This window comes from Paracoccus sp. (in: a-proteobacteria) (assembly GCF_030538655.1).
Taxonomy (GTDB): domain Bacteria; phylum Pseudomonadota; class Alphaproteobacteria; order Rhodobacterales; family Rhodobacteraceae; genus Paracoccus.
Genome location: NZ_JAUNTO010000020.1, coordinates 1 through 16923, shown reverse-complemented (window position 1 = coordinate 16923; position 16923 = coordinate 1). Strand labels below are relative to the sequence as shown.

Annotated in this window: 18 protein-coding genes; all 18 read right to left on the bottom strand. The window is 61.4% G+C overall.

All coding sequences use genetic code 11. From position 1 onward, the window contains the following. Positions 1-57: 57 nt before the first annotated feature. Positions 58-771, bottom strand: coding sequence for a tRNA (guanosine(46)-N(7))-methyltransferase TrmB (locus Q4G22_RS12640; protein ID WP_303386254.1), 714 nt, complete (start codon positions 769-771; stop codon positions 58-60). Between the two features lie 81 nt (positions 772-852). After that, on the bottom strand, positions 853-2529 hold the full coding sequence (locus Q4G22_RS12635; protein WP_303386253.1) for a ribonuclease J: 1677 nt from the start codon (positions 2527-2529) through the stop codon (positions 853-855). Next, positions 2522-3301, bottom strand: coding sequence for a type III pantothenate kinase (locus tag Q4G22_RS12630; RefSeq protein WP_303386252.1), 780 nt, complete (start codon positions 3299-3301; stop codon positions 2522-2524). The genes Q4G22_RS12635 and Q4G22_RS12630 overlap by 8 nt, the downstream gene beginning before the upstream one ends. Before the next feature lie 3 nt (positions 3302-3304). Then, positions 3305-4084, bottom strand: a complete 780-nt coding sequence (locus Q4G22_RS12625; protein WP_303386251.1) for a biotin--[acetyl-CoA-carboxylase] ligase — start codon at positions 4082-4084, stop codon at positions 3305-3307. Beyond that, entirely contained in the window at positions 4081-5595 is a 1515-nt protein-coding gene (gene nuoN / locus Q4G22_RS12620) for an NADH-quinone oxidoreductase subunit NuoN (protein ID WP_303386250.1), read from the bottom strand. The genes Q4G22_RS12625 and nuoN overlap by 4 nt, the downstream gene beginning before the upstream one ends. 10 nt (positions 5596-5605) lie before the next feature. Further along, positions 5606-7162 (bottom strand): NADH-quinone oxidoreductase subunit M, encoded by a 1557-nt coding sequence (locus Q4G22_RS12615; protein WP_303386249.1) that lies wholly within the window; start codon positions 7160-7162, stop codon positions 5606-5608. 1 nt (position 7163) lies between these two features. After that, positions 7164-9287, bottom strand: coding sequence for an NADH-quinone oxidoreductase subunit L (gene nuoL, locus Q4G22_RS12610; protein WP_303386248.1), 2124 nt, complete (start codon positions 9285-9287; stop codon positions 7164-7166). Positions 9288-9291: 4 nt separating this feature from the next. After that, complete coding sequence (gene nuoK, locus Q4G22_RS12605) at positions 9292-9597, bottom strand: NADH-quinone oxidoreductase subunit NuoK (protein ID WP_303386247.1); 306 nt, start codon at positions 9595-9597, stop codon at positions 9292-9294. Between the two features lie 183 nt (positions 9598-9780). Further along, complete coding sequence (locus Q4G22_RS12600; protein ID WP_303386246.1) at positions 9781-10383, bottom strand: NADH-quinone oxidoreductase subunit J; 603 nt, start codon at positions 10381-10383, stop codon at positions 9781-9783. Further along, on the bottom strand, positions 10380-10793 hold the full coding sequence (locus tag Q4G22_RS12595) for a carboxymuconolactone decarboxylase family protein (protein WP_303386245.1): 414 nt from the start codon (positions 10791-10793) through the stop codon (positions 10380-10382). The genes Q4G22_RS12600 and Q4G22_RS12595 overlap by 4 nt, the downstream gene beginning before the upstream one ends. Beyond that, on the bottom strand, positions 10790-11281 hold the full coding sequence (gene nuoI, locus Q4G22_RS12590) for an NADH-quinone oxidoreductase subunit NuoI (RefSeq protein ID WP_303361241.1): 492 nt from the start codon (positions 11279-11281) through the stop codon (positions 10790-10792). The genes Q4G22_RS12595 and nuoI overlap by 4 nt, the downstream gene beginning before the upstream one ends. Then, a complete protein-coding gene (locus Q4G22_RS12585) occupies positions 11281-11466 on the bottom strand; it encodes a hypothetical protein (protein WP_303386244.1) in 186 nt (61 codons plus the stop codon). The genes nuoI and Q4G22_RS12585 overlap by 1 nt, the downstream gene beginning before the upstream one ends. Positions 11467-11468: 2 nt before the next feature. Then, on the bottom strand, positions 11469-12500 hold the full coding sequence (gene nuoH, locus Q4G22_RS12580; RefSeq protein ID WP_303386243.1) for an NADH-quinone oxidoreductase subunit NuoH: 1032 nt from the start codon (positions 12498-12500) through the stop codon (positions 11469-11471). Between the two features lie 18 nt (positions 12501-12518). Beyond that, positions 12519-13244, bottom strand: coding sequence for a hypothetical protein (locus Q4G22_RS12575; RefSeq protein WP_303386242.1), 726 nt, complete (start codon positions 13242-13244; stop codon positions 12519-12521). A gap of 52 nt (positions 13245-13296) precedes the next feature. Further along, positions 13297-15318, bottom strand: coding sequence for an NADH-quinone oxidoreductase subunit NuoG (nuoG, locus tag Q4G22_RS12570; protein WP_303386241.1), 2022 nt, complete (start codon positions 15316-15318; stop codon positions 13297-13299). A 10-nt stretch (positions 15319-15328) separates the two neighbouring features. Beyond that, a complete protein-coding gene (locus Q4G22_RS12565) occupies positions 15329-15484 on the bottom strand; it encodes a hypothetical protein (RefSeq protein ID WP_303386240.1) in 156 nt (51 codons plus the stop codon). Positions 15485-15492: 8 nt separating this feature from the next. Continuing rightward, entirely contained in the window at positions 15493-15897 is a 405-nt protein-coding gene (locus Q4G22_RS12560) for a DUF5333 domain-containing protein (protein ID WP_303386239.1), read from the bottom strand. Between the two features lie 223 nt (positions 15898-16120). Further along, positions 16121-16923 (bottom strand): NADH-quinone oxidoreductase subunit NuoF (gene nuoF / locus Q4G22_RS12555; RefSeq protein ID WP_303386238.1); only part of this gene is annotated, 803 nt, incomplete at its 5' end.

Genomic DNA, 16923 nt, shown 5'->3' with positions numbered 1-16923 from the left:
GTCTTTCGTTTGCAAATATCCCGGGGGTGCGGGGGCTGGCCCCCGCGGGCTGATGCGCTAACCCTGACGCCGGAAAGTCAGGTAATGCGGCACACGACCTTCGCGCAGGGCCTTTTGCTCATAGCGCGTGGACAGCCAGTCATCCCATGGTTGATCCGTATCGGCAATCAGATCAAACCCGGCGGGCGGCACCTGCTCGCGCGATTGGCGCATATAATCCGGGATGTCACTGGCAATACGAAAGATGGCGCCGGGGCGCATGACACGGGCCAGCGGGATCAGATGTTCCGGCGTGACAAAGCGCCGCCGATGATGGCGTGCTTTGGGCCAAGGGTCTGGATACAGTAGAAAGGCCCGATCCAGCACCGCATCTGGCAGCACATCCATCAGATCACGCGCATCACCGGGATGAACGCTAAGATTCGTCACACCCGCCGCGCGAATCTTGCCCAGCAGCATAGCCACGCCATTGATGAACGGCTCGCACCCGATAATGCCGACCTGCGGATAGCAGGCGGCCATATGGACCAGATGCTCTCCTCCGCCAAAGCCAACCTCCAGCCAGACGGGACGATCATCGCCAAAGATCGCCGCCGGATTGATCGGGGTACGGTCGGGATTTTCGTCCACGGTGATCCCGCGCGGGCGCAGATCGCCCAGATCCTCGGCCAGGTAGCCCTTTTGGCTTTGCCGCAGAGTCTTGCCGTGGCGGCGGCCATAGAAGTTGCGGCGCGGCGGGTTGGGATCAAAGGTTTCGGGTTCGTCGGTCATGATCTGTTGCAGCCTTGCCCCCAAAGCCGGGGGCGCTTCGCCCCCCGGACCCCCAGAGGATATTTTCAAACGAAAGACGGGTCAGTCGGCCATCAGGCGGCTGATGATAACGGTGACTTCGGGTTTCTTGCCGATTTCCTCCATCGCGGCTTGACGCGTGGCGCGGCGGATCGCCTCGTCCATTTTTGCATCGTCGCGCACGATCCGGTCATCGGCCCTTTCCAGAAACGCGGCCAGTTCGGTTTCGATATGGCGGGCCAGTGACTGGCCATTGCGGGTGATGTCGGGCAGGCCCATCAGTTCAACCCATGCATCAGGCAGAACATTATCGTCCTCATCCACGATCACCGAGACCAGCGCGTGACCATTCAGCGCCATGCGGATACGGTCGCGCACGATGCCATCCATCGCTCCGATCAGCACCGTGCCATCCAGATACTGCCGCCCGGTTTCCACCTGATCGACGATTTTTGGCGTCGGGCCAGTCAGGTCCAGCATGGTGCCGTTGACCGCAATTTCCGAAGCAATACCTTTGGCGCGCGCCATTTTCGCATGTTCGCGCAGGTGCATATGTTCGCCGTGCATCGGAATCAGGATGTCGGGCTTTATCAGATCGTGCACCGCCTGTAGATCCGGGCGGTTGGCATGGCCCGAGACGTGGAAGGTGCCGTCATCGGCATCGAACACATCGACACCCAGTTCCGACAGAGCGTTCATGATACGGATCACACCGCGTTCGTTGCCCGGAATCGTGCGCGAGCTGAACAGGAAGCTGTCGCCCTCTTTCAGTTGCAGCCCCAGATAGCGCCCGCGCGACAGCTGCGCCGAGGCCGCCCGCCGTTCGCCCTGACTGCCGGTGACGATCAGCAGCACCTTGTTGCGCGGCAATTCGGATGCCTGTTCCGGGCCGATGGTATCCGGGAAATCGGTCAGGATTCCGGTATCCAGCGCCGTCTGCACCATCTTGCGCATCGCGCGGCCCAGCAGGCAGACTTGGCGCCCCGACGCGACCCCGGCTTCGGCCAGCGTCTTTAGCCGGGCAATGTTGCTGGCAAAGGTGGTGGCAACGACCATGTTCGGCTGTGCCATAATGAAATCCAGCAACGGGTTGGCCAAAATCGCCTCGGACCGGCCGGGTTGCGGACTGAAAACGTTGGTGGAATCGCAGGCCAGCACCTTGATGCCCTGCCCTTCACCGGCGATCTGATGCCACATGATCGGCTCGAAGGCTTCGCCCACGACCGGGGTGCCGTCCAGCTTGAAATCGCCCGAGTGCATGATCCGGCCTGCGGGGGTGTCGATTAGCAGCGCCGCGCTTTCGGGGATCGAGTGGCTGATCGGCACGAATTGCACGGTGAACGGGCCAGCTTGCACCACCTCGGGGCGGGGGCCGGTGATCTGCACCGCATCCGGAGCGATACCCGCTTCTTCCAGCTTCATGCGGGCCAGCGCGCCGGTAAAGGGACGGCAATAGACCGGCTTTTTCAGCTTGTTCCACAACAGACCAAGAGCGCCGACATGATCCTCATGACCATGCGTGATAAAGATCGCCTCAAGCCGATGCTTGTTTTGTTCCAGCCAACGCATGTCGGCCATAATCAGGTCGATCCCCGGCGCGCTGTCCATGTCGCCAAAGGTCACGCCCAGATCGACAAGGATCAGCCGCTCCTTGCCTGCCGGGCCATAGCCATAAACATAGGCGTTCATCCCGATTTCGCCCGCGCCGCCCAGCGGCAGATAGATCAGACGATCAGACATTGCCCGCCTCCTTGTTGTGGTCATAAATCAGTCGCAATCCGTGGACGGTCAGATCGTCCTCGATCGCGTCAAACAAATCGAAGCCCTGATCGAACAGCGCCGCAAGGCCGCCGGTTGCGATCACCTTCATTGGTCTGGCCCGTTCCTGACGGATTTTCTGTACGATACCTTGCACCAGACCAATATAGCCCCAGAAGATGCCGGACTGAATACAGGCCACAGTATTTCGCCCGATCACCTGTGCCGGCATCGTCACATCGACATGCGGCAGCGAGGCCGCGCCCATGTGCAGCGCCTCAAGGCTCAGATTAACGCCCGGCGCAATCACGCCCCCGATATAGGCACCATCGGTATCGGCCACGTCAAAGGTGGTGGCGGTGCCGAAATCGACCACAACCAGATCACCGCCGTGGCGTACATGCGCGGCCCAGGTGTTCACAATCCGGTCGGGACCAACCGCCGACCCCGGCTCGACCCGTGGAGCCATGGGCAACAGGCAGTCAGGTTTTCCCACCACCAGCGGGCGTGTATTAAAGTAACGGTTGCACAGCACCCGCAGGTTAAACACCACGCGCGGCACCGTAGAACTGATGATACAGGAATCAATATCCAGATCGAAGTGCGTCAGCGAGATCATGGTTTGCAGCCAGACGAAATATTCGTCCGCCGTGCGCCGATGATCGGTGCTGATGCGCCAGTGCGACACGAATTGTTCGCCATCCCAAAGGGAAAACACGCTGTTGGTGTTACCCGTATCAATACACAGCAGCATGGATCAGCTTTCGGCAAAGTATATATCGGCCGCCGGAATCGCCTGCCGCCCCTGCGTGGTCGTCAGGATCAACGCGCCATTGTCGTCGATGGTTTCAAACGTGCCGGTCAGTTCCGCCTTGCCCGTGCGGGCAGTTAAGGTGCCACCCAGATGCGCGGCGCGCGCCAGCCAAGCGGTGCGGATCGGCGCAAAGCCATAAGCGGTCATCTGCCGCAGCCAACGATCAAAGGCCGGGGCCAGCAGATCCAGAAAGTCTTCGGGCGTGACGGTCAGGCCGGTTTCCCCCGCGACGCTGACAGCAGGCATGGCACCGGGTTCCAGCGCCTCGGGCAAAGGGGCAGCGATCAAATTCACGCCGATGCCCACAGCCAGCGCATCCAGCCGCGCGCCACTGCCGCCACTTTCCAGCAGGATGCCCGCCACCTTGCCGCCGTTCAGCAGCACATCGTTAGGCCATTTGATCGACAGTCGCGCCGCAGGGCCAGCCACATCGCGCAATGCGTCATGCAAGGCCAATGCCGCGACAAAGGACAGCCGGGCGGCATCCGCAGGCCCGCCAGTGGGTCGCATCAGCAGGGTTGCGGCAAAATTTCCGGCCTGCATCGACCAGCCGCGCCCACGACGCCCGCGCCCTGATGTCTGTTCGCGCGCCATGATCCACGCTGCACCAGACAGACCGGGGGCCAGCCGCAAAGCCTCGGCATTGGTGGAATCGCAGCGCGGCAGGATATGCCGCGCTATGCCATCAGGCCAGTCATTACGGGGCGCGACGGGTTGGCTCACCCGTCGCCGCCGGGCGTGACGGCCGCACCCTGTCCCGCGACCGGCGCATCTACCGGCGCAAGGGCGGAAGCACCGACCAGCGTTTCAGCAGCCGTTGCCGCCGCGCGATCCACGCCGAACATCGTTGCCGCGCCAATCAACAGCACCGCTGCCGGAACCAGTAAGGCCACGGTCTGCACCAGCCCCATACGGCTGCTGACACCTTCGGATTCAGCGCCGAAGAACATGTAGTAAACGATGCGCAGGTAATAGAACGCACCGATGACCGAGGCGACCACACCAGCAATCGCCAGCCACGCCATATCCGCATCAACCGCAGCCGACAGCACACCCAGCTTGGCGAAAAAGCCCAGAAAAGGCGGCACACCGGCAAGGCTGAACATCAGGAACAGCACCGCCCATGCCTTCAGGGGCTCAGCACTGGCAAAGCTGTTCAGGCTGGCCAGATCCGTGACCGGGCGACCATCACGTTCCAGCGACAGGATAAAGGAGAATGCACCGACGTTCATGACCGCATAGATGGTCATATACATCAGCATCGCCTGCACACCATAAGCCGTGCCCGCCGCCAGACCGACCAGCGCAAAGCCCATATGCGCGATCGAGGAATAGGCCATCAGACGCTTGATGTCGCGCTGCCCGATCCCGGCAATCGCGCCAAGGAACATCGACATCACGGCCAGCGCGGCGATGATCTGCGTCCAGTCGGTCGTGGCCTGACCAAAGGCCCCGAACATCACCCGCGCGATCAGGGCCATCGCAGCCACCTTGGGCGCGGTGGCAAAGAATGCCGTCACCGGCGTGGGCGAGCCTTCGTAAACGTCCGGCGTCCACATATGGAAGGGCACCGCAGACACCTTGAAGGCCAGACCGACCAGCAGGAATACCAGGCCAAACAGCAGCCCGACCGACAGATGTTCGCCCCCCGACACCGCCGCCATCACGCCGACGAAATTCGTAGTGCCGGCGAAACCGTAAACCAGCGACATTCCATACAGCAGCAGCCCCGAAGACAGCGCGCCCAGAACGAAATACTTCAGCCCCGCTTCGGACGAACGGGCGCTGTCGCGGCGCATCGCGGCCACGACATACAGCGACAGCGACTGCAATTCGAGGCCCATATACAGCGTCAGCAGGTCGTTCGACGACACCATCATGCACATGCCAAGCGCGGCCAGCACGATCAGGATCGGAAACTCGAACCGCAGCAAATTACGGCGCTGCATATAGTCGGCGCTCATCGCCAGAACAGCGGCAGCCGAAATCAGCACGACCACCTTGGCAAAGCGCGCAAAGGCATCGTCGATGAACATGCCAAAGAATGCCGTCTGGTCAGCACGCCCGCCAAAGCCGATCAACAGTGCCACCAGCAGCAGCACCGCCACCGTCACCCACAGGATCGGGCGCGCGATGGCATCCTTGCCCAGATAAGCCCCCGCCAGCAGCGCAGCCATCGCATAGACGGCCAGCAGAAACTCGGGCAGGACGATTGAGAAATCCAGCGCGGTCATGTCGGCCCCCTTAATGCCCGGTCTCGGCGGCGGCCTCGGCCACCGGCTCGGCCGGGATGGATGCGTGGTAATTGGTCAGCAGGTTGGAAACCGCCGGTCCGGTGATGTCGGTCACAAGGCGCGGATAGACGCCAAGGATCAGGGTCATGGCAATCAGCGGCGCAAAGATCCACTTTTCGCGGCTGGTCATGTCGGTGATGGTTTTCAGGCTTTCCTTGATCAGCGCACCCAAGGTGACGCGGCGATAGAGCCACAGCGCATAGGCCGCCGACAGGATCACGCCCGAGGTAGCAACGAGGCCGACCCAAGTGTTTTCGCGGAAGACGCCGAGCAGGGTCAGGAACTCACCCACAAAGCCCGAGGTGCCGGGCAGGCCGACGTTCGCCATGGTGAAGAACATGAACACCAGCGCATAGACCGGCATCCGGTTCACCAACCCGCCATAGGCGTCTATTTCCCGCGTATGCATCCGGTCATAGATCACGCCGACGCACAGAAACAGCGCGCCCGAGATAAAGCCGTGGCTCAGCATCTGGAAGATAGCGCCATCAACGCCGACCTGATTGGCGGTGAAAATCCCCATCGTCACATAGCCCATATGGGCAACCGACGAATAAGCGATCAGCTTTTTCATGTCCGACTGCGCCAGCGCCACCAGCGAGGTATAGACGATGGCAATCGCCGACATCCAGAACACCAGCGGCTGGAAGATGTCAGAGGCGACCGGGAACATCGGCAGGCTGAACCGCAAAAAGCCATAGCCGCCCATCTTCAGCAGCACGGCGGCCAGCACGACTGAACCGGCGGTCGGGGCCTGAACGTGCGCGTCGGGCAGCCAAGTATGCACCGGCCACATCGGCATCTTGACCGCAAAGCTGGCAAAAAAGGCCAGGAACAGCAGCGTCTGCACACCGCCGATCACGCTAATCCCCAGAATGCGCATGGTTTCCGACGGAAACGCCGTGCGCGCCGGGTCCAGCAGCGCGGCGATGTCAGTGGTGCCCGACATGCGATACATCGACACCATCGCCACCAGCATCAGAACCGAGCCGAGGAAGGTATAAAGAAAGAACTTGAACGCGGCATAAATCCGGTTCTGACCGCCCCAGATCCCGATAATCAGGAACATCGGGATCAGCCCTGCCTCGAAGAACAGATAGAACAGCACCAGATCCAGCGCCACGAACACGCCGATCATCAGACCTTCCAGCAGCAGGAAGGCGATCATGTATTCCTTGACGCGCTTGCTGACATCCCAGGTGGACAGGATCGTCAGCGGCATCAGGAAGGTGGTCAGCATCACGAACAGAACCGAGATGCCGTCCACGCCCAGCTTATAGCGCAGCCCCATGATCCATTCGCGGTCTTCCACAAACTGAAAGCCGGTGTTCGAACGGTCAAACCCGAACAGCACGAACAGCGAGATCAGGAAGGTGGCGCTGGTCGCGATCAGCGCCAGCCACTTGGCGTTGCGCTGTGCGGCGGCATCATCGCCGCGCAAGAACAGCGCCAGAATACCCGCAGCAACGATGGGCAGAAAGGTGATGATGGAAAGAAGGCTCGTCATATCAGTGCGCGCTCCGCAGCATCACCCAGATCAGCAAGGCCACAATTCCAAGGACCATCGCAAAGGCATAGTGGAACAGATAGCCGGATTGAACACGGCCAGCGAAACGGGTCAGACGCGGGATCAGCCCCATGGCAAGGCCATTGATCGCACCGTCAATCATGCGGCCATCACCCTGCTGCCACAAGAACCGGCCCAGCCATTTTGTGGGACGAACAAAGATCACATCATACAGTTCGTCGAAATACCATTTGTTCAGCAGGAACCGATACAAATAGGGCTGCGACGCAGCCAGACGCGCGGGCGTATCCGGCGCGCGGATGTAGAACACCCAAGCCAGGAAAAGCCCGATCAGCATCGCGACAAACGGCGACAGTTTGACCCATGTGGGCACATAATGTGCGTCATGCAGCACGTGGTTATCGGGATGCATATAGATCGCGCCCGGCGTCACGGTCACAACGCTGACCTCGGACGGATCGCTGGCCGCACCGGCGGCAGCGTGCAGCGCCTCGCCCTGCGGTTCGGCGTGCGGCGCCTCGGCCACGGCACCATCCAGCGGCGCCTCGTGCCCGGCATCAACCTGATGGCTTTCGGCGACCGGCAGGCCAAAGTAACCGCGCACCCGGTCTTCCGATCCAAAGAAGCTGCTATACCAGACCATCCCGGCAAAGATCGCGCCAACGGCCAGCACACCCAGCGGAATGGTCATCACCGGCGGGCTTTCGTGCGCGTGGTCATGCGCATGATGATCTCCGCGCGGCTTGCCCCAGAAGGTCATGAACATCAGCCGCCAGCTGTAGAAACTGGTCATCAGCGCCGCGATCACCAGCATCCAGAAGGCATAGCCCACGCCCGAGGCATAGGCGCTTTCGATCACCGCATCCTTGGACAGATAGCCCGCAAAGCCGATATGGGTCAGCGGAATGCCGACGCCGGTGATGGCCAGCGTGCCGATCAGCATCGCATAGAAGGTCAGCGGGATTTTCTTGCGCAACCCGCCATAGTTCCGCAGATCCTGCTCGTGGTGCATCGCGTGGATCACCGAACCGGCGCCAAGGAACAGCATCGCCTTAAAAAAGGCGTGGGTGAACAGGTGGAACATGGCGACCGAATAGACGCCAACACCCGCCGCCACGAACATATAGCCAAGCTGCGAACAGGTCGAATAGGCGATCACGCGCTTGATGTCGTTCTGCACCAGACCCACGGTCGCAGCAAAGAAGGCCGTGGTTGCGCCGATGATGACGACGAACATCTTGGCATCCGGCGCAAATTCAAACAGCGGCGACATGCGGCAGACAAGGAACACCCCCGCCGTGACCATGGTCGCGGCATGGATCAGTGCGGACACCGGGGTGGGGCCTTCCATCGCGTCGGGCAACCAGGTGTGCAGGAAAAGCTGCGCTGATTTCCCCATTGCGCCGATAAACAGCAGGAAGGCCAGCAGATCGGCGGCGGGCCAATCGCGCCACAGGAAGTGGAACTGGCTGGCGGCAATCTCCGGCACTTGCGCAAAGATTGCATCGAACTGGATCGAGCCGGTCATCCAGTAGATGCCAAATATCCCCAGCAGAAAGCCAAAGTCACCGACCCGGTTCACCACAAACGCCTTGATTGCGGCGGCGTTGGCCGACGGCTTGCGGTAGTAGAAGCCGATCAGCAGATAGGACGCGACGCCCACGCCTTCCCAGCCAAAGAACATTTGCAGCAGGTTATCCGCCGTCACCAGCATCAGCATGGTAAAGGTAAAGAACGACAGATAGGCAAAGAACCGGGCCTTATAGTGTTCGTGATGATCCCAGTTTTCGTCATGGGCCATGTAACCCATTGAATACATATGAACCAAGGCGGACACCGAGGTCACGACGATCAGCATGATCGCGGTCAGCCGATCCAGCCGGATCGCCCATTGCGCCACAAAATCGCCGGTCACGATCCAGTCCAGCACCGGGATGTGTTGCGTCACACCGTCAAAGGTCAAAAACACGATCCACGACAGCGCGGCGCACAGGAACAGGATGCCGGTGGTCAGATATTGCGCGGCCTGTTCACCGATCAGGCGCCAGCCAAAACCGGCAATGATCGCACCGAGCAGGGGGCCAAAAAGAATGATCGTCGTCATGGCCTTACCCCTTCATCACGTTGACATCTTCCACCGCGATCGAGCCACGGTTGCGGAAGAATACGACAAGGATCGCAAGGCCGATGGCTGCCTCGGCCGCGGCGACGGTCAGGATGAACATGGTAAACACCTGCCCCGCCAGATCGCCCAGATGCGCGGAAAAAGCGACAAAGTTGATGTTCACCGCCAGCAGCATCAACTCAATCGACATCAGAATGACGATGACGTTCTTGCGGTTCACGAAAATGCCAAAGATGCCGGTGACGAACAAAATCGCCCCCACCACCAGATAATGCGTCAATCCGATCATCGTTTCTGTCCCTCCGGGCTGTTGCCGGTTCTCTCGGTCCCGGCGCATCCCCGCCGGATGGGTGTTTAGTTCACGCCGTTCGGATAGAACAGCTTGCAGATGCCGTTCAGCCGAAAATTCCGCGTCCAAAGACCAAGAGGACCACGACAACGACGACCACAACGATAACTGTTCTGCTCATCCTTACAGCCCCTGCCCCGGCTTGATGTCTTTCAGTTCCATCCGCTCGGCCGGATCGGCATACATCTGTTTCAGCACGTCCTGACGCTTGATGTCCTTGCGATGTCGCATGGTCAGCGTGATCGCCCCGATCATCGCCACCAGCAGGATCATCCCGGCCAGCTGGAACGGCAGCAGATAGCGGTCATAGACGATCAGACCAATGCCGCGTGTGTTGTGAACCTCAGACAAGATTGGTGCCACACGCTGCGCCGAGGCGATCTCGGCGGTTTGCCAACTGCCGTAGACGATGGCAAGCTGCGCCAGCATCACCAGCGAAATCAGCAGCGCCAGCGGCAGATAGCGGGCAAATTCGCCCTTAAGCTGGGCAAAATCCACGTCCAGCATCATCACCACGAACAGGAACAGCACCGCAACCGCGCCGACATAGACGATAATCAGCAGCATCGCCACGAATTCCGCGCCTTGCAGCACGAACAGCCCCGATGCGGCGCAAAAGGCCAGGATCAGCCACAGCACCGAATGGACCGGGTTGCGGGCCATCACCACCATGAAGCCTGATACGCAAACGCAGATCGCGAACAGGTAGAATGCGAAGGTCATCATGGCTGGTCGTCCTCTTGTTCCTCGGCGAACACGTCCTGCGCCAAAGACAGCGCCTTCTGCATGGCGGGAAGCCCCCCGAACATGCCCATCTGGTAAATCACTTCCGCGATTTCGCGCGGCGTCGCCCCTGCCTCGCGCGCGTGGCGGATCGACAGGCGCAATTGCGGTTCCGCCAGCGCGCCTTGCACCGTCAGCGCGGCAATCGTCACCAGAAACCGCGTCCGCGCATCCAGCCCGTCGCGGTTGAACGTCTTGCCAAACCACAATTCCAGCATATCCGCCGGCATCGTCGGGATCAGCTTTTCGAACGCCCTGGCGTCGAACTTTTCCAGTGCCGGATTAAAGACGCGCGCCATCTCTTGCCCGGACTGGAGCATCTGCGAGAACAGCTTTTGAAAAGCGTCGGTCATCGGTAGGGTGCATCCAAAGCGATGTTACGGGCGATTTCGGCTTCCCAGCGGGCACCGTTATCCAGCAGCTTGGCCTTGTCGTAGAACAGTTCCTCGCGCGTTTCCGTCGCGTATTCGAAATTCGGGCCTTCGACGATGGCATCCACCGGGCAGGCTTCCTGACAGAAGCCGCAATAGATGCACTTGGTCATGTCGATGTCATAACGCGTCGTGCGGCGCGAACCATCTGCGCGCGGTTCAGCGTCGATGGTGATCGCCTGTGCGGGGCAGATCGCCTCGCACAATTTGCAGGCGATACAACGCTCTTCGCCGTTAGGATAACGGCGCAGCGCGTGTTCACCCCGAAAACGCGGCGACAGATGCCCCTTTTCGTGGGGGTAGTTCAGCGTCGCTTTGGGCGCAAAGAAATACCGCACCCCGATGCCGAAGCCTTTTATGAAATCGACCATCAGAAAGTATTTGGTCGCCTTGGCCAGATCGAATGCCATCAGAAATGCTCCCCCCGTTTGGGCGCGGCAAACCTGTCAAAGGCCGCGACGAACTCACGCACCCGCGCGCTGTCATGGGCGCATTCTTCGGCATCCAGATTATTGGCCAGAAAATGCGCGAATTCCACCTTATCGGTCTCATTCGCCTGTGCCAGCATTTCAGCGATCTTGTTGGAATAGGCCATGATTATACCCCCGCCCAACGGGCCCAGAACGTCCCGAACACCTGGAATTTCGCAAGGAATGCGATGATGACCACCCAGCCCAGCGACAGCGGCAGGAACACTTTCCACCCGATCCGCATCAGCTGATCATAGCGATAACGCGGCACGATGGCCTTCACCATGGCGAACATCCAGAACCAGAACACCATCTTGAGGAACATCCAGATCGCGCCATCCGGCAGGCCCGGAATCGGCGACAGCCAGCCGCCAAAGAACAGCAGCGAGATCAGCGCGCACATCAGCCAGATGGCGATATATTCGCCCGCCATGAACAAGAGGTAAGGCGTCGAGGAATATTCGACCATGTGACCCGCGACCAGTTCCGATTCCGCCTCGGGCAGATCGAAGGGCGGGCGGTTGGTTTCGGCCAGCGCGGACACAAAGAACAGCACCAGCATCGGCAGATGCGGCAGCCAATACCACGACAGCAGCCCCAGCCCGCGCTGCGCCTCGACAATGGCGGTCAGGTTCATTGAGCCGGTCGAGATAATGATGCCGATGATAATCAGGCCCATCGACACTTCGTAAGAAACCATCTGCGCCGCCGACCGCAGCGAGGCGAGGAACGGGTATTTCGAGTTCGAGGCCCAGCCGCCCATGATGACGCCGTAAACCTCGAGGCTGGAGACGGCAAAGATGAACAGGATACCCACATTGATGTCGGCCATCACCCAGCCGGGCGCGAAGGGAATAGCGACCCAGGCCAGCAGCGCCAGCATCATCGACAGGAACGGCGCAAGAAAGAACACAAACTTGTCGGACCCGGCGGGCACGACAATTTCCTTCAGCACATATTTCAGCGCGTCGGCAAAGGTTTGCAGCAAGCCCCAGGGGCCGACCACGTTCGGGCCGCGCCGCATCTGGACCGCCGCCCAGATCTTGCGGTCGCCATAGACCAGAAAGATCAGCGAGATCATGACGAAAGCGATCACACCCAGCCCTTGGGCCAGCATAATGATCGCGAAGCCAAGCGGCGATGACCAGAACTCTGCCATGATCGCCCGTCCCTTTCCTTATGCCGCGGGTATTCCGCGTGCCCTGCATTCACGCAGGGTCTCGTTGGTTTCCATCACCCGCAGGCCCATGGGCCGCGTCTTCGACAACGTAAAAGCCGCCCCGACCAGAAGCTTGCCGTCACGCTGTTGTTGCAACGTGCGAATGTGGCGCGCATAACCCGCGCCGTTCGATTTCGCCCAACCGGCCAATGCGCAGGTGGCATACGAAAACGCAATATCCGCGTCCACCCCTTGCCGCAGGTTTACCGTGACTTCGACCAGATCGCTACGGCTTTCGGGCGACAGACCGGAAATCATGCTGCCCAGAAATACCGAGGGATCAATCTCGGTCCCGGCGCGCCATTCCGGCAAGGCAGGCCGCGTCCGCTGCGCGAACTCATCCAGCGCCACCTGCTGCGCGGTCGGGCCACGGTGGCTGGCCCGCATCACGGCAGGGGCGGCCATGATAGCCTCGGCACCAACGCGGCTGACCGCCGCCAGGTCGGCCTGCGTCACCGCAAAGGCATCGCGCCCGCCCGGCGAATCAAGCCGCATTGTCGTGACCGAGCCATCGGGTTCCAAAATCAGAATCTCGCCCGATTTGGTCGAAACCTGCGCACGGGTCAAAGGCCCTTGCCCCTTGGCCGCGCCGGGATTGGCCAGCTGCGCTGTCAGCACCTCGGGCTTGGCGGCCGGGCGCGTCGCCAGGCCATCGCCCGCATCCGAACCACAACCGGCAAGCATCAGGCTTGCGGCAAGCAGGGTCAAAGCGGGGGGGCGGGTCAGACGCATCGTGTTACTCGGCCGCCATCGCTGTGGCGTGACGCGCCGCCGCCATGGCCGACAGTTCCCCCATCAGCGGCGAACAGCGCGTAATCGCGTTGGTCAGGTAGAAATCCTTGATCGCATAGCGGAACCCGGCCTTCCCCAGATCAAAGCGGGTCAGCGGCTGCCACGCGTTTTCCGGCACATGGTCGATCTGCGCCAGATGCGGCACCGCCTTAATCAGTGCGCGGCGCAGCGCGGCAAGGCTGTCCCATGGCAGAGTCGCGTCCAGTTCAGCGGACAAAGCGCGCAGAATCGCCCAGTTTTCCTTGGCCTGACCGGGTGGGAAGTTGGCCCGCATCGCCAGTTGCGGCCGCCCCTCGGTGTTGACGAACAGACCGTTTTCCTCGGTATAGCAGGCAGCGGGCAGGATGATGTCGGCGCGATGTGCGCCCCGATCACCGTGGCTGCCCTGATAGATCACAAAGGCACCCGCGTCGATGTCCACCTCGTCCGCGCCAAGGTTAAAGATCACCTCGGCCCCGTCGATGGCGGCGTCCATCCCGCCCTCGGTCACGGCACCCACATCCATCGCCCCGACACGGGCCGCGGCAGTGTGCAGCACCAGCAGCTTGGAGTTGCTGTTCTCGGCCAAGCGCATCGCATGAGCCAGAACCGCCTCGCCATCGGCTTCGCGGATGGCACCCTGCCCGACGATCACGATGCTGGGCTTGGCGCGCGTTTCCTCACTGATCTGCTGCGAGGACAGTTTGTCCAGCGCCGCGCGATCCGTGCCGACATGGGCATAGTCATAGGTCAGATCGACCGCCTCGCCCAGCAGCCCGATCTGAGCGCCCTTCGCCCACGCCTTGCGGATACGCGCGTTCAGAACCGGCGCTTCGACGCGCGGGTTGGTGCCGATCAACTGGATCATCTGGGCGTTGTCGATGTCCTCGATCCGCGCCGAGCCCACATAGGCCGAGCGGTTCCCGGCAGGCAGTCGCGCACTATCCGTGCGGCATTCCACATGCCCACCCAGCCCTTCGATCAGGGTTTTCAGACTGAAGGCCGCCTCGACCGGGGTCAGATCGCCGATCAGACCGGCAACCTTTTTCCCTTTCATCGCCGCAGCCGCAGCCGACAAAGCCTCGGGCCAGGTTGCCGGGCGCAGCTTGCCGCCCTCGCGGATATAGGGCTGATCCAGACGCTGACGCCGCAAGCCGTCCCAGACAAAGCGGGTCTTGTCGGAAATCCACTCCTCGTTCACGCCGTCATGGTTGCGCGGCATGATCCGCATCACCTCGCGCCCCTTGGTATCGACGCGGATGTTCGAGCCAAGCGCGTCCATCACGTCGATAGATTCGGTCTTGGTCAGCTCCCACGGGCGGGCGGTAAAGGCATAGGGTTTCGACACCAGCGCACCGACCGGGCACAGGTCGATGATATTGCCCTGCATGTTCGAATCCAGCGTCATGTTCAGATAGCTGGTGATCTCGCTGTCCTCGCCCCGGCCGGTCTGGCCCATCTGGGTGATGCCCGCGACCTCGGTGGTAAAGCGCACGCAGCGGGTGCAGGAAATGCAGCGCGTCATATGCGTTTCGACCAGCGGGCCAAGGTTCAGATCCTCGGACGCGCGCTTGGGTTCGCGATAGCGGCTGAAATCAATGCCATAGGCCATGGCCTGATCCTGCAAGTCACACTCGCCGCCCTGATCGCAGATCGGGCAGTCCAGCGGGTGGTTAATCAGCAGGAATTCCATCACGCCCTCGCGGGCCTTTTTCACCATCGGGCTGTTGGTGCGGATTTCCGACGGCTGCCCCTCGGGTCCGGGGCGCAAGTCCTTGACCTGCATGGCGCAGCTTGCGGCGGGCTTGGGCGGGCCGCCCACCACCTCGACCAGACACATGCGGCAGTTGCCGGCAATGGACAGCCGCTCGTGATAGCAGAAACGCGGAACCTCGACCCCGGCCTGTTCGCACGCCTGAATCAGCGTCAGGTTCGGATCGACCTCGATTTCCTTGCCGTCGATGATGAGTTTCCGCAGGTCCGCCATCATTCCATCCTTACTTGGCAGTCAGGGGCCGCATGACCCCCGCCGCGTGTTCCGCGTGGCCCGCCACGGCCACAGATTGTTCCGGCGCGGGGGCCGCCAGCACGATGTCGGCCAGAACCATGGTCAACACCGCCAAAGCCAGCAACGTCGCTGCAATCCACCGCATCGCCCGCTTCATTTCGCGATCAACAGCGATCCGGTCACGCTGCGCCTTCCGATTTCTTCGCGGCCAAGGCGGCAAAGCCCGGCCTCATCCGTTGCATTGTTCTGCCGCAAATAGGTGTTGGCAGTCGCATAGATGCGATCCTTGTCCGCGCGGGAATCAAGGAACGCGTCGATTTCCGCCGCTGAATAGCCCTTGCGTTCGGCATAGCGTTTCAGCGCGCGCGCCTGCGTATAGGCATAGACCAAGCGCCCGTCGATGGTCGGGCAACCGCGCCGGATCAGGTCGGCGACCCGTGCCGCCACCAGCCGGTCGTTGATGTATTTTTCCTGGCTCAGCGGCTCCAGCGCCGCCGCCGGTGTGGTCAGCATGGCCCCGGCCAGCGCAGCCGCCGTCAGTTTCCAAAGGGTTTTCATCGTGTTTGCCTTTCGTTTGACATACACGATGACATAATGCGCCAAGCCCGCTGGTGCATGACACGGCTGCGTCAGGTGGGCGTGAGCATATACCGACGCCGCCCTCATTTCAGCACCAGTGCTTCAGCAGGCGGATACAAAACCCAGCCCGGCGCTTCCCCAGCGGGCGCGCAGGCGGTCACCGCCAGAAGGGCCAGACCGGCCAGATATGTCCGGCCAGCAATCATTCCGCCGCCATCGCCCCCATGCGTCCGGTGCGTTTCGCCTTGATCCGGTCCTCGATCTCTTCGCGGAAGTTGCGGATCAGGCCCTGAATCGGCCAAGCCGCCGCGTCGCCCAGGGCGCAGATGGTGTGGCCCTCGACCTGCTTGGTCACGTCCAGCAGCATGTCGATTTCCTCGACCTCGGCTTCGCCCTTCACCAGACGTTCCATGACCCGCATCATCCAGCCGGTGCCTTCGCGGCAGGGGGTGCATTGACCACAGCTTTCATGCTTGAAAAAGGCCGACAGCCGCCAGATCGCCTTGATGATGTCGGTGTCCTGATCCATCACGATCATGCAGGCCGTCCCGAACGAGGACCGCAACTCCCGCATCCCGTCGTAATCCATGATCGCGGTTTCGCACTGCTCCGCCGTCAGCACCGGGCAAGAGGCGCCGCCGGGGATCACCGCTTTCAGGTTCTTCCAGCCGCCGCGCACACCGCCGCCATGTTTCTCGATCAGTTCCTTCATCGGGATCGACATGGCCTCCTCAACAACGCAGGGCGTGTTGACGTGGCCAGTCAGACCGAACAGCTTGACGCCCGCGTTATTCGGGCGGCCAAAGCCCGCGAACCATTCCGGCCCGCGCCGCAGGATCGTCGGCACGACGGCGATGGATTCGACGTTGTTCACCGTGGTCGGGCAACCATACAGCCCCGCGCCAGCCGGGAACGGCGGCTTCATCCGGGGCATCCCCTTTTTGCCCTCAAGGCTTTCCAGCAGCGCCGTTTCCTCGCCGCAGATATAGGCGCCCGCGCCGTGGT